Genomic DNA, 13,882 nt, shown 5'->3' with positions numbered 1-13,882 from the left:
CCCCAGCATATTTCACCTCAATTTGCTCCGATACACTGCTTGCCCAGCACGAACGAATTGCCAAGCAACGACAACTAGGTGACTTATGCCGGAAATCAACCTGGATGCGACCGACATCCGAATCCTGAACGAACTTCAACGCGATGCGCGACTGACCAACGTCGAACTTGCCGCCCGCGTGAATCTGTCCGCTTCGCCTTGCCTGGCGCGCGTGCGGCGGCTGGAAACCGACGGACTGATCGACCGCCGCGTCACCCTGCTCAATGCGCGCAAGCTGGGCCTGAAGGTCAACGTCTTCATCCAGATCTCGCTGGACAAGCAGCGCAAAGCCGCGCTGGACGTGTTCGAACGCGAAATCGCCGTGCTGCCGGAAATCATGGAGTGCTATCTGATGTCGGGCGACGCCGACTATCTGATTCGCGCCTTGGTGCCCGACGTGGACGCGCTTGAACGACTGATCGTCGAGCACATCACGCGCATCCCCGGCGTGGCCAGCATCCGTTCAAGCTTCGCGCTCAAGCAGGTGCTGTACACCACCGCCGTTCCGCTTGCCTGACGGATACCAGGCGACGCGTTCCGAAACTTGCGGGATCAGTCGGCCGCACGCACAATGATTCGTCGGCGCGGCATGCGCGCCGGCTTCCCTCCCATCGCTTAGCAAGGAGCAACCATGCCCGAAACAGAATGGTCACCCGGCAGCGCGCTACCCGATCGTCAGGGTTACTTCGAAGTGGAATTCGACACAGGCGAAACTGAAATCACCCGATACGGCATGCTGGGTTGGGAACCCGAGGCCGAACGCGGCCGCATACTGCGGTGGCGCGGCCTGGACCCGGCTATTGAAGAAGCCGAAATCCAGCGCGAAAGCGCCGTGCGCAATAACGGCGACACGTTGCTCGGCTAACCCATAGCCCCCCCCCAAAAAAAACGCCGCGGAGTTGAATCCGCGGCGTTTTTCTTGGCCAAAGGTTTTCAGCCGTCAGGCTTACCAGTCAAGCTTCGAGATCTTGGTGCCGGCCAGCGAAACGCCCGCCATCAAGCCACCGTTGTTCATCACGAAACCCACGATCGGCTGCTGCGCCGTATTGGTATCGATGCGGCCGTTGGCTCCGATGTTCACCACGGCAACCGTGGCGTCCGCGCCGACGGTCCAACCACTGCTGTTGCGGAACTTGTTCAAGGCGTCATCCGTCATGAACAACAACACCATGGCCTTGGACTGCGCGCCGGCCTGGAAGCCGATCGAGCCCGCCGTGGTGCTGTAGTAACCGGCATTGGAGCCGCCCACCCGCAACACACCGTTGCCATGCTCGGCGCCCACGATGAAGCTGCCGCTCAACACGTCGGGGAACACCAGCACACCCTTGGCGCGCGCGACCAATTCCTTCGATTGCGGCGAAGCCTCGTACAGCTTGGTCAGTGTGGCGTTGGCCGCGCTATTCATGGAATCGCGCTTTTCGGTTGAGGTAGCCGAGGACTTCGGGGTGGTCGTGGTGCAACCGGCAAACAGCACACCGGCTACCCCGATCGTCGCGGCAATACCTACACGACGCAGAACAGGAAAAGTGTCAAGCATGGAACTCTCCTTTATTGTTGTCAGCCAGTACCACTGTACCGGTCAAACCCGCTGAAGCAAGGCACACGATTGTGTAAAACGAAACAAAACCTACCGGCCTTCATCTCGTGCGCAATGGCCCGGATCCAACAGCCATGGGCCTGCGCGGGCCGAAACTCTTGCCTGCTGCTGCAACATTTAGTAGAGGCTGCCCCGACAGGACCTCATGCCCGGCGTTGCCGCGCGCCTACAGAATGCCGTACCTCGGTTCGCCGGTGGACGCATCCACAGACACGATTCCAGACAGCACCAATTCCGCATGACGCCGCGCCACGTCGGCATCCGCGAACGTGACAAAGCGGGGCAAAGACCAGCGTTGCAGCTGCGCCCCTCCGTTGCCTGGGCGGCTCACGATGACCTCGATAGCCATCACGCCAGCATCCAGACTCACGATCTCACAACCCACTTGAAAACCATCGATATGGCGTTGCGGTCCCGCCCCCATTCCGCGCTCCTGAAATCAAACACTCCGCGCGCAATATGCCAAAAAAAAATGGTACTGAAAAGCAGTGCTTTTAGCGGGTCATGAAGCACTAGTACACCTAGTACTCCAGCATCTTGCACACGCCCGCATGACATCGAAATTTCGTCTTTTGAAGCCGATGCGGTCTTTTTTTCATTCATGCGATCACAGCGGGCGATTTGCTCGGCGCGGTCGGGGGGTATATTGCAACGTTCACCAAGAGGCCTTTCGTTCCATGCAAACATTACCTTTTGAACCCGACACAGCCCCCCTCGAAGTCCTGCCCCGCGACCTGTCTGCATACCGCGAAGGCAACACCGGCATCCCGTACGTGCATCGCTTTGAATCCGGCGTCCCGGGTCCTCACGTGCTGATCAACGCCATCACGCATGGCAACGAAATCTGTGGCATGGTCGCCGCCACGCATCTGCTGGACACCGGTGTGCGCCCCAAGATCGGCACGTTGACCGTCAGCTTTGCCCATGTCGAAGCGTATGAAGCCTTCGACATCGAGAACCCGTACGAGAACCGGCAGCTGGTGCATAACCTGAATCGCATCTGGTCGGCGGCCATGTTGGACGGAACAGAAGACAGCCCCGAACTGCGCCGCGCCCGCGAACTGCGACCGGTGCTGGACGCCGCCGATTTTGTGCTGGACATCCACTCGACCCGCGCCCCCGTGCAGCCGTTCTGGGTCTACAACGAGATGGACCGCAATACCGCCCTGGCGGCCGCCGTTGGCGCGCCCGCGGTGCACCTAGTGATGCCGCAGCATAAATTTCCCGGCACAGGCGTCATGGGCTACGGCCATCATGGGGACCCGCTGTCCGACAGCCAGGGAGCCCTGGTTGTCGAATGCGGCCAGCATTTCGCACGCTCGGCCGCCGAATTGGCCACCGACGTGACGATGCGCTTTTTGGCCCACACCGGCATCATCGATGCGCCCCTGAACGCCCCGCCGCCGCCCGTTCCGCAACGCTTCCGTTTGCTGGAAGTGCACATGGTCAAGTCCGAAGACTTCCATTTCACTCGCCATGTCATCGGCTTTGAAACCTTCGACAAGGGCGAGCTCATCGCGATGAACGGCGACGAGGAAATCCGATCCCCTTGCGACCGCTGCACGATCTTCATGCCCACGCGCATGCCGATCGTCGGCAGGGAAGCGGTCTACCTTACCGAAGCCATCTAAGCCACCTGGCGCACGATGCGCCAGGTGGCAACGCGGCCTACCTGTCAGGGATGAGGCGCTTGCCCATGCTGATCACTTCATCCAGCTCAAAGCCCAAGCTTTTGTAGAAGCCCTGCACGGCGACGTTGCCGGACCGGATCAGCAAATTGATCTTCGGGCAGCCCATCTGAAGCAGCTTGGCTTCGACAGCGCGCATCAGCTCGGTGGCATAGCCCCGCCGCTGGTGCGCGGGCGCCACCGCCAGATAATTGATCCAGGCGCGGTGCCCGTCATAGCCACCCATCAGCGTGGCGACGATCACGCCGCGGATCTCACCAACCAGAAGCAACTCTGGCTGCACGGTCAGCTTGCGGGCAATATCCTTGGCGGGGTCGTTCCAGGGACGCGTCAGGCCGCAGTCGCGCCATAGCTGGATCAGCGCCGCTTCGTCAGCGGGTTGGTAGGGCCGGATGGCCAGGGAATCACAGGTCATGCTTCGTTCCTTCAATCAGGGAAACGAAGGCTCGGCGATACGCCTCGGAAGCTACAGGGCGGCAAAGGACTTACCGCAAAAACAAAAAGGCCACGAGAGGTATCGTGGCCTTCAGGGAAAGCGCCGAAGGGTCGGCGCCTGTACGTGACTAGCCACTCAACGTAAACGTCGAGCGGCTCGTCGGTTGTCTGCCAAGCATGCGGCAGGAAAATCGTGGGGATTCATGCGGGCAAGCTTACACGAGCGCCTGCCCTGGGATCAATACCGGCTTACTGTGAATGCCGGCTTACTGTGCGCCGGGCGCCGGCAACGTGCCTTCCATCACCACCACGGCATGGCCCGCCACCCCGGCCCACACGCCGTCGGCGCGCGGCTCGGCATGGGCCAGCAGCAGGCTTGGCCGCCCCATGTCGACGCCCTGCCCCACGCGCAACGTCAGTTTGCCCTGGTCCCGCAACGCCGCGCGCAGCGCCGTGACAGCGGCCGTCGCGCTACCGGTGGCGGGGTCTTCCGTCATGCGGCCGGTGAACATGCGCGCCTGGATATCGGTGGGCGCATCAATCGTGTCGCTTGAGGTATCGGTGGTGTAGACGTAAATGGACTTTGCGCCATCCAGCGGCAGCAACGCGGCGTAGCCCTGCGAATCCGGCGATGCGCGGCGCAAGGCATCGCGGCTGGCCAACTGCGCCACCAGAAAAATCAAACCCACCGACACGACTTGCGGCGCATGCTCGGACGTGTCCACGTCCTCGGGGTTCAATTTCAACGCACGCGCCAGATCCGCAGCCGACACTTCGCTGGCGCGCGACAGCGGTTGCGGCGCCAGAAGCTCGACGCTTTCCACACCCTTGGCGCCCGCGCGCAACGTAATGCGCACCAAGCCTGCTTCTTCTTCGAAGACAAACGCGTCCGACATCGGGCGCCCCGCCGCGACCATCTCGCGCGCCAGCACCACGGCGGTGCCTACGTTGGGGTGCCCCGCGAACGGCACCTCGCGATCAGGCGTGAATATCCGAACCCAGGCCGTATTACCGGGGTCCTTGGGCGGCAGCACGAAGCTGGTTTCCGAATAATTGAACTCTCGCGCAATGCGCTGCATCTGCGCGCCATCCAGCCCCTGCGCGTCCAACACGACAGCCAATGGGTTGCCACAATAGGTTTGGCCGGTAAACACGTCGGCAGTGACATAGCGGTAGCGCATGCGGTCTTCTCTTTGGCGGTGGTAAGGCGACGAGTATGCGCGCGGTCAGCCACGTTGCAACAGGCACAGAAGATGGAGATTTTCGCCATAACAGCAGGGGCGGAGTCGAGTACCCTGTGGTGCTGGATCGCAATCGCGCGCAGCGGCACTCACGCCAAGCCGCCATTGCGTTCGCGCACTACCGCGCCGGGCCGCAATCGCGCACCCGAACGCGTTTACTTTTGCAAGGAATGCATCATGGAAAACCCCTTTGGCGACGCCGAAGAACCCGCAGTCGGCCACCGGCAATACCTGGTCCTGATCGCGGCATCAAAAGACAACGCGTCACTCGCGCAAAAGCAGCTGGAAAACCTGAAGAAGTTTGTCGACGATCGCGCAGCGCCGCTATGGATCGACGCCAAAGGCATCGGCGTGCTGTTGACCACCGATATGGTCGCCTCGGAAATCTGGCGCGTCATGTTGCCAAAGGACGCCCCGGACCTTGGCGACACCCGCAACATGCTTGTCCTGGAAATTGGCAAAGACTGGGCCGCCCGCCGCGACGACAAGATCGAACACTGGCTGGCCTCACACGTCGGCTCCCCACTACCGCCCATGCCGCGTGGCGCGGGTAAGAAGCGTTAAGCCACCACGGCCGCGCCGCCGATGTTCTCCTCGCTGCCGCGTGAGGATTCGCGATAGGCGACCGCGGCCATCACCGCCGCTATGACCATCATGGCCGTGCAGATCAGCATGCCGAGCAGGCCATAAGCGATGCCGGACAAGGTAACGCGGCGCGCAACGTCGACGACCAAGGTCTTCGTGACGCCCGCCGACACGACGAGGCCAAACAACACAATGGCCAACGGCCAGCGCCGAAAGACCATGGTTTGGCGCACCTCCTTGAATCCGTATTCGCCTGATGACGCGGCGCGCGGCAGGCTCGGCACATAGACCGCGCCGGCGTATATCGTTGGCACCCAGATCAGACCAAGCACGCTGAACAACGCGACAAAGAACTTTGCGTCGCCACCGCTATTCAGCGCGAAGTAGAGCCACAGCGGAATGTCGGCGGACGCACGCAACACCGCGCCCGCCACGACGACGAAGAGAACCAGCAGCGCCAAGTGCTTTGCCTCGGCATTGGCCGGCCGCTTCGGCTGTTCGATCACGACGTCCCTACTCGCGACGACATCCATCCATGCGAACGTCATACGTGCCAATGCCAGCAAATTAATCAACGCCAGCAGCAGGAACACAAATTGGATCGCGCCCACAGACTTGGACGCCAGCAATGCAAAAGGAAGCGATAGAAAAAACACGCACAAGGACCATGGCGCCGCAGCCACCATGTTCCTGCCGTATTGACCAATGGCATTGAAGGTCAACGCGATAAGACGCCTACCAGCGAGTTTGCGAGCCACGGGAACCCTTTGCGAACGAAGTCGGGACGCTAGTTATACCAGCACATTGATGAAGGCAATGTGGTGTTGCTGCGCCCGTATCCTCCCGCCGGCATGCTGTTCGCTAAGGTGTCTCGGCTAAGGTTTCACAATCTGTCGCGGAGGGCGGGGGCTGCCGATAGCGATCGGGCGATGGGCGATGGGCGATGCGCGGACGTCGGCGCGATAGGTGCAGATATCGATGCAACCAACCTGAATCGGAAATGAGAAAGGCCGTTAGTGATTTCTCACTAACGGCCTTGGAACTTCTGGTCGGGACGGCGGGATTCGAACTCGCGACCCCTTGCACCCCATGCAAGTGCGCTACCAGGCTGCGCTACGCCCCGAAAGAAAAAGAGTATAGCAGAACAAAAATAAGTTTGCACGCATTGGTGCAAAAAAAGTGCTGAATACTCAAAAAAATTTGCGCTTCATGTTCGTCGTCTGCACTAGCTATCTATCAGACGGCGCATGAAGCGCAATGCACTGCTTGTTGCCGCGCGCGAAGCGGATCAGCGACGCGCGTTGCGGATAACGCTTTCTATCAAATGCGGGTTGGCGCGGATGAGCCCAACCGACTTATGCCACCGTGCTGACGGTGCCGCTGCTTGCGCTGGCGGCCACGTTGGTCACGTTAGCGGGCAGGCCCAAGGCGTCTGCCAACATCGTCGAGACGCTGGCAAGCTCGTTGCGCAGGCCTTGCATTTCGGCGCCCGACAAGCGAACGGCGGCGTCTTGATCGTGCGGCATATCGCGCGCATCGCCCAGGCGATTGCGCGCACCGCTGATCGTGAAGCCTTGTTCATACAGCAAGGAACGGATGCGGCGAATCAGCAGCACTTCGTGATGCTGATAGTAGCGGCGATTGCCGCGCCGCTTGACCGGCTTGAGCTGGGTGAATTCCTGTTCCCAGTACCGCAAGACGTGAGGCTTGACGCCACACAGCTCGCTGACTTCACCAATGGTGAAGTAACGCTTGGCGGGAATGGGCGGCAGGGTAACGGTGGATTCAGTACGTGTCATAAGCGAATTTTATGCCGCGAGTAAGCTGGGTGCCGATAACAATTACCGACAAAGCGTATCACTCCGCGGCGTCGGGTGCAGCAGGGGTCGCCTGCTCTACCACGCTCTTGAGTTTCTGACTCGCGTGGAACGTGACCACGCGGCGTGCGGCGATGGGAATGGTCTCGCCGGTTTTGGGATTGCGGCCAGGTCGTGGCGGCTTGTCGCGCACCTGGAAATTGCCGAAACCCGAAAGCTTCACGGAATCACCGCGAGCCAAGGCGTCACGGATTTCCTCGAAGAAGGTATCGACGATGTCCTTGGCCTCGCGCTTGTTCAAGCCGACCCGCTCGAAGAGCAGTTCGGCAAGCTCAGCCTTGGTCAGGGTGCGTGGCTCGGCAGCAAGCATACTGTTCCCCATGGTTCATGTACGCTGGCGCGCGCCGTGGGCGCCGACCAATGCATCCTTGATGCGGGACAGGCAATCCGCCACACGGGCTTCGTCCAGGGTGACCTCAGTGTCCTGTAGCCAGAAACGGAAAGCAAGGCTTTTCTCCGTGACGGGCTCGCTGCCATGGGCCTTCTCGCGCCACACGTCAAACACGCGCGCGTCCTGCACAACTGCCAGTTGCGCATCCGCCTTGACCGCGGCAAACACCGTGTCCAGCATCGATTGCGTGGACACCGAAGCGTCCACCCACAGCGCCAGGTCGCGCACGACCACGGGCTGGCGCGAGAGCTCGCGCACTTGAGGCAACTCGCCTTCGGACAAGGCTTGCACGTCAAGTTCGAACACGACGGGCGCGTGCGCCAAGTCTGCCTGCTGCGCCCAACGCGGGTGCAGTTCGCCGACCCAGCCCACTTGCTTGCCATCGAGCTCGATGCGGGCGCTGCGGCCCGGATGCAGCGCGGGATGCGACGCAGCTTCGAATCGCAGGCGACGACCGCGGGCGCCAAACAACGCCTCGACGTCCATCTTCACGTCAAAGAAATCGACTTGGCGCGTGGCCACGCCCCACTGCTCTTCAACGGCCGGGCCCCAGGCAGCGCCCGACAAGCGCATCGGTTGGCGCACACCCGCAACTTCCAGCGGACCATCTTGCGCACTGGCGTCGCGCATGAAGACGCGGCCCAGTTCGAACACGCGAACGCGCGACTGCTTGCGGTTGGCGTTGTGGCGGATGTTGGCGACCAAGCCACCAATTAGGCTGGAACGCATGACCGACAAATGGCTGGCAATAGGATTCACCAGGCGAACCGGCGTGTCGTTGCCGGCGTAGTCGCGTTCCCAATCGGCTTCAACGAAGCTGTAGTTCACGACTTCCTGGTAATCCTGGGCGGCCGTCAGGCGACGCAGCGCATGCGCGCCACGATGCACTTCGGGCTGCGAGAACATCTTGGCGCGCGCCATCGGCGGCACATCGGGAATGCTCTCGAAGCCGTAGATGCGAGCCACTTCCTCGATCAGGTCTTCTTCGATTTCAAGGTCGAAGCGGTACGACGGCGGGCTGACGATAAAGTCATCGCCTTCGACCGTGAATTCCAGACCCAGGCTGGCGAAAATCTTGGCGACCTGCTCTTGCGTGACGGGCACGCCAAGCACGCGATGGCAGCGCGCCAGGCGCATGCGGACCGGCGCGCGCGTAGGCAGGTTGACGATCTGGTCATCCACCGGGCCGACCTGGCCGCCGCAGATGTCGACGATCAAGCGCGTAATGAATTCGATGTGTTCGGGAATGCTGGCGTAGTCCACGCCGCGCTCGAAGCGATGGCTGGCTTCCGAGCTGAACTTGTAGCGGCGCGCGCGACCCGCAATGGCCTGCGGCCACCAGAACGCCGCTTCCAGATAGACGTTCTGCGTGTCCAGCGTCACGGACGTGGCTTCACCCCCCATGATGCCGGCCAGGCTTTCCACCTGATCGCCTGCCACCACCACGCCGACCTTCGGATCCAGCGTGATGGTCTGGCCGTTCAGCAGTTCCAGCGCCTCGCCTTCGCGCGCCCAGCGCACGGAGATATCGCCGCCGATCTTGTCCAGATCGAACACGTGCGACGGGCGGCCCAACTCAAGCATGACGTAGTTCGAGATGTCGACCAATGCCGACAACGAACGCTGGCCGGCGCGCTCAAGGCGCGTCTTCATCCAGTCCGGCGTTGCGGCGCGAGCATTCACGCCACGAATGACGCGGCCGGCAAAACGGCCGCACAGGTCGGGAGCTTCGATCTTGACGGGCAGACGATCTTCAAGCTGCACGGGCACGGCAACGGCCGTGGGAACCGACAACGGTGCGCCCGTCAGCGCAGCCACTTCGCGCGCCACGCCAAGTATCGACAGGCAGTCGGCGCGGTTGGGCGTGAGCTTGAGCGTGAAGAGCGTGTCGTCCAGGTCCAGCGCTTCGCGGATAGACTGACCGGGCACCATGTCGGCGGGCAGTTCCAACAAGCCTGCGTGGTCTTGCGACAAGCCCAGTTCGCGGGCCGAGCACAACATGCCCGACGATTGGACGCCGCGCATTTTTGCTACGCCGATCTTCATGCCGCCAGGCAGTTCAGCGCCCACGCGTGCCAATGGCACCTTCAGGCCGGCAGCCGCGTTCGGTGCGCCGCACACGATTTGCAGGCGTTCGCCGGAGCCATCGTCCACTTGGCACACGCGCAGCTTGTCGGCGTCGGGATGCGGAGCGATATCGACGATGTGACCCACGACAACGCCGGTAAAGGCCGGGGCGGCAGGCGCCGTCTCTTCGACTTCCAGGCCGGCCATGGTGAGGCGGTGCGCGAGTTCGTCGGTTGCGATGGGAGGGTTGACCAGCGTACGCAGCCAGGATTCGGGAAATTGCATGATCAGCCGTCTGTTATTCGTTGAACTGGCGCAAGAAGCGCAAATCGCCTTCGTAGAACTGGCGCAGGTCGTTGACGCCGTAGCGCAACATCGTCAGGCGCTCAAGGCCGGAACCAAAGGCAAAGCCGATGTAGCGCTCGGGATCAAGGCCGAAGTTGCGCACCACTTCGGGGTGCACCTGGCCCGAGCCGGAAATTTCCAGCCAGCGACCACGGTTGGGACCCGAGGTGAACATCATGTCGATTTCGGCGGACGGCTCCGTGAACGGGAAGAACGACGGGCGGAAGCGCACGACAAGATCATCGCTTTCAAAGAAGCAACGCAGGAAATCGGTGTACACGCCCTTCAGGTCGGCAAACGAGATGTCCTCGGCGATCCAGAGCCCTTCCACTTGGTGGAACATGGGCGAGTGCGTGGCGTCGCTGTCGACGCGATAGGTGCGCCCGGGTGCAATCACCTTGATGGGCGGCTTGTGCATGCGGGCATAACGCACCTGCATGGGGCTGGTGTGCGTGCGCAGCAGCAGCGGCAGGCCGTCGGCGTCGTTCATGTCGACGTAGAACGTGTCCTGCATGGAACGCGCCGGATGGTCCAGCGGGTTGTTCAATGCGGTGAAATTGGTCCAGTCGTTTTCCACTTCGGGGCCGTCGGCCACGTCGAAGCCAATGGAACGGAAGATAGCTTCCACACGTTCCCAGGTCCGGATCACCGGATGGATGCCCCCCGGCGCGCGACCGCGACCCGGCAGGGTGACGTCAATGGTTTCAGAAGCCAGTCGGGCGTCCAGTTCCGCCTGCGCCAATGCAGCGCGGCGCGAATTCAGGAGCTCTTCGACTTGTTGCTTGGCCTGATTGATACGGGCGCCCATCTCGCGCTTCTGCTCGGGATCGAGCTTGCCCAGACCCTTGAGCAGCACCGTCAGCGCGCCTTCCTTACCCAGGAATCGAGCCTTTGCGTTCTCGAGCGCGGCGGCATCCGTAGCCGCGGCGAACCGTTCTTGCGCCTGGGAGACCAGGTCGTCAACCAATAGAGTCATGAAATCCAGCCTTCAAAACGCAAACGGGGCTATTACAGCCCCGTTTGCAGCGATGCGCGATGAGTTAAAGCGCGCGATCAGGCAGCCAAGGCAGCCTTGGCTTGCTGCACGATGGCGGCAAAGCCGGCCTTGTCGCGCACGGCCAGATCGGCCAGGACCTTACGATCCAGTTCAATCGAAGCCTTCTTCAGACCAGCGATGAACACGCTGTAGCTGACGCCATGTTCGCGGACAGCAGCGTTGATACGCGTGATCCACAGAGCACGGAACGTGCGCTTCTTGTTACGACGGTCGCGGTAGGCGTATTGGCCAGCGCGCATGACTGCTTGCTTGGCAATACGGAACACATTACCGCGGCGGCCACGGTAACCCTTGGCGGCGGCAATGACTTTTTTGTGACGTGCGCGGGCAGTTACGCCGCGTTTGACGCGAGGCATATTAAGTCTCCCTTATCAAGCGAAAGGCATCATGGCCTTGACGGAGGCCACGTTGGATTCATGAACGGCCGTCGAGCCGCGCAATTGACGCTTGGCCTTCGTGGTCTTCTTGGTCAGAATGTGGCGCTTGAACGCCTGACCGCGCTTGATGGAGCCGCTGCCGCGAACCTTAAAGCGCTTGGAGGCGCTTTTCTTGGTTTTCATCTTGGGCATGATGATTCCCTAAACTTAAACTCGTTGTTGATTTGACATGACGCGAGGTGCTTGGGCGCTGGTGGCTGGCAGCCCGAAGGCTGGTACCGACACAACGGCAAAACTTGTAAACCTGTTGCCACTTCTTGGGGGGTACTGCTGGGTATTGCTGAGGTATTGCTGGGTACTGCTGCCGAGATATTGCTGTACTACTACCGGCAAACGTCTATTGATTTTCAGCGCGGCCAGCTTGGCTTATCTCTTTGCTGCTACTTCTTTGCTGCTACTTCTTCCTGGAACGTCTGCCGCTAAAAAGCACGCCAGATCCGGGAAAGCCTTTGATTATATGGTGATTTCCTGGGTGTTGTCGAGCCGGAATGCGGAAAAACCCCAGGTGGACGCACAGCCGGCTTCCAAGGAACCCTACAAACCCGGCCGGCGGTACTGAACCGCCTGGGCAACATGACTGGCAGCCAGCGCGTCGGCCCCTTCAAGATCGGCGATCGTGCGGGCAACGCGCAGCGCCCGGTGCAGCGCCCGCCCGGAACCCGACAAACGCCGCATGGCCTGAAAGAGTAGCGCCTGCGCATCCGCCTGCATCACACAGTGCTTATCCAGCTCGGCGCCGCTCAACGCAGCGTTCAGCTTGCCCTGACGGTCGTGCTGCCGCTGTCGGCAGCGCGTGACCCGTTCAAGCACGTGCCCGGAGGCTTCGCCAGGCGGGCCCGCCATTGATTCGGGGTCAGAGGGTGGCAGTGCCACGTGCAGGTCGATCCGATCCAGTAGTGGCCCCGATATCTTGCCCACATAGCGCGCAATCTGGTCCGGTTTGCATACACAGGCCCGCACCGGGTGCCCGCGCCATCCGCACGGGCAGGGATTCATTGCCGCGATCAATTGAAAACGCGCGGGAAATTGCGCCGCGTGTAACGCCCGGGCGATAACCACCCTGCCCGCCTCCAAGGGCTCGCGCAAGGCTTCCAGCGTGCGCCGACTGTACTCGGGCAGTTCGTCCAGAAACAGCACGCCATTGTGCGCCAGGCTGATCTCGCCGGGGCGGGGCCGGCTGCCCCCGCCCACCAAGGCGGCGACCGAGGCGGAATGGTGGGGTGCGCGAAACGGCGGCTGGCCCATCAACGTTTGCGGCAAGCCCGCCAAGGCGGAGACGGCAGCCGCTTCCAACGCCTGAGATCGATCCAGCGGCGGCAGCAAGCCCGGCAAACGCGACGCCAGCATGCTTTTACCGGCGCCTGGCGGACCCACCATCAGCAGGCTATGGCCGCCCGCCGCCGCCACTTCCAGCGCCCGCCTTGCACCCGCCTGCCCCCGGACATCCGACAGGCACGGCCCGGGTGGCGCCTGTGGCCATGCCTTGGGCACGGCATCGGCAAGGTGATGCGAGCCGGCTGCGTGCGCAGCGACATCGGCCAGGCTGCGCGCGGACAAAACGCGCAGGTCCGGCACCCATGCGGCCTCTTCAGCGCTGCCCGCCGGCAGTATCAGCGTGGCGCCGGGTGCATCCCGCGCCACGCTCAAGGCAATAACCAACGGTGCGGCAACGGGCACCAGCGCGCCGGTCAGGGATAGTTCGCCGGCGAACACCAGATCAACCAAAGAGGGATCAGGCCCCCTTGGCTGCCCCTCCCCTTGGCCCGCAACGGGCGCGGATAGCTGACCGGAAGCCAGCAGCAGGCCCAACGCGATAGGCAGATCAAAGCGACCTGATTCCTTGGGGATGTCGGCCGGCGACAAATTGACAGTGATGCGGCCGGGCGGGAAATCAAACCCGCTGTTCAATATCGCGGCACGCACGCGTTCACGGCTTTCGCGCACTTCGGTGTCCGCAAGCCCCACGACGTTGAAGCTGGGCAGGCCGGGGCCCAAATGGGTCTCGACCCGAACAGCGTGCGCGTGCATGCCGCTGAGCGCGCGGCTGGCAAGTACGGCAAGCGTCAAGACAGTCTCCGTGAATACAAGACCGTCAGTATCGGCAATTCCGTCCGGCGCGATGG

The 13,882-nt window shown here is 62.0% G+C and carries 16 protein-coding genes and 1 tRNA gene; 4 read left to right on the top strand and 13 right to left on the bottom strand.

What is annotated here, in order from left to right; genetic code table 11:
- Positions 1–85: 85 nt before the first annotated feature.
- Together YH64_RS27040 and YH64_RS27035 are read left to right on the top strand one after the other, a co-directional pair.
- On the top strand, positions 86–556 hold the full coding sequence (locus YH64_RS27040; protein ID WP_006218755.1) for an Lrp/AsnC family transcriptional regulator: 471 nt from the start codon (positions 86–88) through the stop codon (positions 554–556).
- Between the two features lie 114 nt (positions 557–670).
- A complete protein-coding gene (locus tag YH64_RS27035) occupies positions 671–904 on the top strand; it encodes a hypothetical protein (protein WP_046807419.1) in 234 nt (77 codons plus the stop codon).
- Positions 905–985: 81 nt separating this feature from the next.
- Here YH64_RS27035 and YH64_RS27030 read toward each other — a convergent pair whose 3' ends face one another.
- Together YH64_RS27030 and YH64_RS27025 are read right to left on the bottom strand one after the other, a co-directional pair.
- Positions 986–1,576 (bottom strand): YSC84-related protein, encoded by a 591-nt coding sequence (locus YH64_RS27030; protein ID WP_046807420.1) that lies wholly within the window; start codon positions 1,574–1,576, stop codon positions 986–988.
- A gap of 226 nt (positions 1,577–1,802) precedes the next feature.
- Entirely contained in the window at positions 1,803–2,006 is a 204-nt protein-coding gene (locus YH64_RS27025; protein ID WP_240434065.1) for a hypothetical protein, read from the bottom strand.
- 307 nt (positions 2,007–2,313) lie between these two features.
- Here YH64_RS27025 and YH64_RS27020 point away from each other — a divergent pair, with 307 nt between their 5' ends.
- Entirely contained in the window at positions 2,314–3,267 is a 954-nt protein-coding gene (locus YH64_RS27020; RefSeq protein WP_046807422.1) for a succinylglutamate desuccinylase/aspartoacylase family protein, read from the top strand.
- Between the two features lie 37 nt (positions 3,268–3,304).
- On the opposite strand, the gene YH64_RS27015 is transcribed toward YH64_RS27020, so the two are convergent.
- Together YH64_RS27015 and YH64_RS27010 are read right to left on the bottom strand one after the other, a co-directional pair.
- On the bottom strand, positions 3,305–3,739 hold the full coding sequence (locus YH64_RS27015) for a GNAT family acetyltransferase (RefSeq protein WP_046807423.1): 435 nt from the start codon (positions 3,737–3,739) through the stop codon (positions 3,305–3,307).
- Positions 3,740–4,025: 286 nt separating this feature from the next.
- On the bottom strand, positions 4,026–4,940 hold the full coding sequence (locus YH64_RS27010) for a PhzF family phenazine biosynthesis protein (protein WP_046807424.1): 915 nt from the start codon (positions 4,938–4,940) through the stop codon (positions 4,026–4,028).
- Between the two features lie 237 nt (positions 4,941–5,177).
- Between YH64_RS27010 and YH64_RS27005 the strand changes: the two genes are divergently transcribed.
- Positions 5,178–5,564, top strand: a complete 387-nt coding sequence (locus YH64_RS27005) for a hypothetical protein (RefSeq protein ID WP_046807431.1) — start codon at positions 5,178–5,180, stop codon at positions 5,562–5,564.
- Here YH64_RS27005 and YH64_RS27000 read toward each other — a convergent pair.
- From YH64_RS27000 to YH64_RS26960, 9 genes are all read right to left on the bottom strand, one after another.
- On the bottom strand, positions 5,561–6,307 hold the full coding sequence (locus YH64_RS27000) for a hypothetical protein (RefSeq protein ID WP_143215557.1): 747 nt from the start codon (positions 6,305–6,307) through the stop codon (positions 5,561–5,563). The genes YH64_RS27005 and YH64_RS27000 overlap by 4 nt on opposite strands.
- Before the next feature lie 324 nt (positions 6,308–6,631).
- Positions 6,632–6,708 (bottom strand) — tRNA-Pro (locus YH64_RS26995).
- A 232-nt stretch (positions 6,709–6,940) separates the two neighbouring features.
- Positions 6,941–7,384 carry a MerR family transcriptional regulator gene (locus tag YH64_RS26990; protein WP_046807426.1) on the bottom strand — a complete coding sequence of 148 codons (444 nt, stop codon included), beginning with the start codon at positions 7,382–7,384 and terminating at the stop codon, positions 6,941–6,943.
- Positions 7,385–7,442: 58 nt separating this feature from the next.
- A complete protein-coding gene (locus tag YH64_RS26985) occupies positions 7,443–7,784 on the bottom strand; it encodes an integration host factor subunit alpha (protein ID WP_006218744.1) in 342 nt (113 codons plus the stop codon).
- Between the two features lie 3 nt (positions 7,785–7,787).
- Positions 7,788–10,205 carry a phenylalanine--tRNA ligase subunit beta gene (gene pheT / locus YH64_RS26980; protein ID WP_046807427.1) on the bottom strand — a complete coding sequence of 806 codons (2,418 nt, stop codon included), beginning with the start codon at positions 10,203–10,205 and terminating at the stop codon, positions 7,788–7,790.
- Positions 10,206–10,218: 13 nt separating this feature from the next.
- Positions 10,219–11,241 (bottom strand): phenylalanine--tRNA ligase subunit alpha, encoded by a 1,023-nt coding sequence (pheS, locus tag YH64_RS26975; RefSeq protein ID WP_006218742.1) that lies wholly within the window; start codon positions 11,239–11,241, stop codon positions 10,219–10,221.
- Positions 11,242–11,318: 77 nt separating this feature from the next.
- The gene (rplT, locus tag YH64_RS26970; RefSeq protein ID WP_006218741.1) at positions 11,319–11,678 is read right to left on the bottom strand and encodes a 50S ribosomal protein L20; all 360 of its coding nucleotides are present in this window, start codon (positions 11,676–11,678) and stop codon (positions 11,319–11,321) included.
- A gap of 15 nt (positions 11,679–11,693) precedes the next feature.
- A complete protein-coding gene (gene rpmI, locus YH64_RS26965) occupies positions 11,694–11,891 on the bottom strand; it encodes a 50S ribosomal protein L35 (RefSeq protein WP_006218740.1) in 198 nt (65 codons plus the stop codon).
- Between the two features lie 402 nt (positions 11,892–12,293).
- Positions 12,294–13,826, bottom strand: coding sequence for a YifB family Mg chelatase-like AAA ATPase (locus YH64_RS26960; RefSeq protein ID WP_046807428.1), 1,533 nt, complete (start codon positions 13,824–13,826; stop codon positions 12,294–12,296).
- Positions 13,827–13,882 lie beyond the last annotated feature (56 nt).

The organism is Achromobacter sp. LC458 (genome assembly GCF_001005835.2).
GTDB lineage: Bacteria > Pseudomonadota > Gammaproteobacteria > Burkholderiales > Burkholderiaceae_B > Achromobacter > Achromobacter spanius_B.
Note: the sequence above shows the minus strand (reverse complement) of the source record. Positions and strands in the feature narration are given on the sequence as shown.

What these genes read in the sequence shown, in the direction of transcription:
- YH64_RS27030 (WP_046807420.1), bottom strand. Translation starts at nt 1,576, where the DNA reads ATGCTTGACACTTTTCCTGTTCTGCGTCGTGTAGGTATTGCCGCGACG.
- YH64_RS27020 (WP_046807422.1), top strand. Translation starts at nt 2,314, where the DNA reads ATGCAAACATTACCTTTTGAACCCGACACAGCCCCCCTCGAAGTCCTG.
- YH64_RS26990 (WP_046807426.1), bottom strand. Translation starts at nt 7,384, where the DNA reads ATGACACGTACTGAATCCACCGTTACCCTGCCGCCCATTCCCGCCAAG.
- YH64_RS27015 (WP_046807423.1), bottom strand. Translation starts at nt 3,739, where the DNA reads ATGACCTGTGATTCCCTGGCCATCCGGCCCTACCAACCCGCTGACGAA.
- pheT (WP_046807427.1), bottom strand. Translation starts at nt 10,205, where the DNA reads ATGCAATTTCCCGAATCCTGGCTGCGTACGCTGGTCAACCCTCCCATC.
- YH64_RS26985 (WP_006218744.1), bottom strand. Translation starts at nt 7,784, where the DNA reads ATGGGGAACAGTATGCTTGCTGCCGAGCCACGCACCCTGACCAAGGCT.
- YH64_RS27035 (WP_046807419.1), top strand. Translation starts at nt 671, where the DNA reads ATGCCCGAAACAGAATGGTCACCCGGCAGCGCGCTACCCGATCGTCAG.
- pheS (WP_006218742.1), bottom strand. Translation starts at nt 11,241, where the DNA reads ATGACTCTATTGGTTGACGACCTGGTCTCCCAGGCGCAAGAACGGTTC.
- rplT (WP_006218741.1), bottom strand. Translation starts at nt 11,678, where the DNA reads ATGCCTCGCGTCAAACGCGGCGTAACTGCCCGCGCACGTCACAAAAAA.
- YH64_RS27010 (WP_046807424.1), bottom strand. Translation starts at nt 4,940, where the DNA reads ATGCGCTACCGCTATGTCACTGCCGACGTGTTTACCGGCCAAACCTAT.
- rpmI (WP_006218740.1), bottom strand. Translation starts at nt 11,891, where the DNA reads ATGCCCAAGATGAAAACCAAGAAAAGCGCCTCCAAGCGCTTTAAGGTT.
- YH64_RS27005 (WP_046807431.1), top strand. Translation starts at nt 5,178, where the DNA reads ATGGAAAACCCCTTTGGCGACGCCGAAGAACCCGCAGTCGGCCACCGG.
- YH64_RS27040 (WP_006218755.1), top strand. Translation starts at nt 86, where the DNA reads ATGCCGGAAATCAACCTGGATGCGACCGACATCCGAATCCTGAACGAA.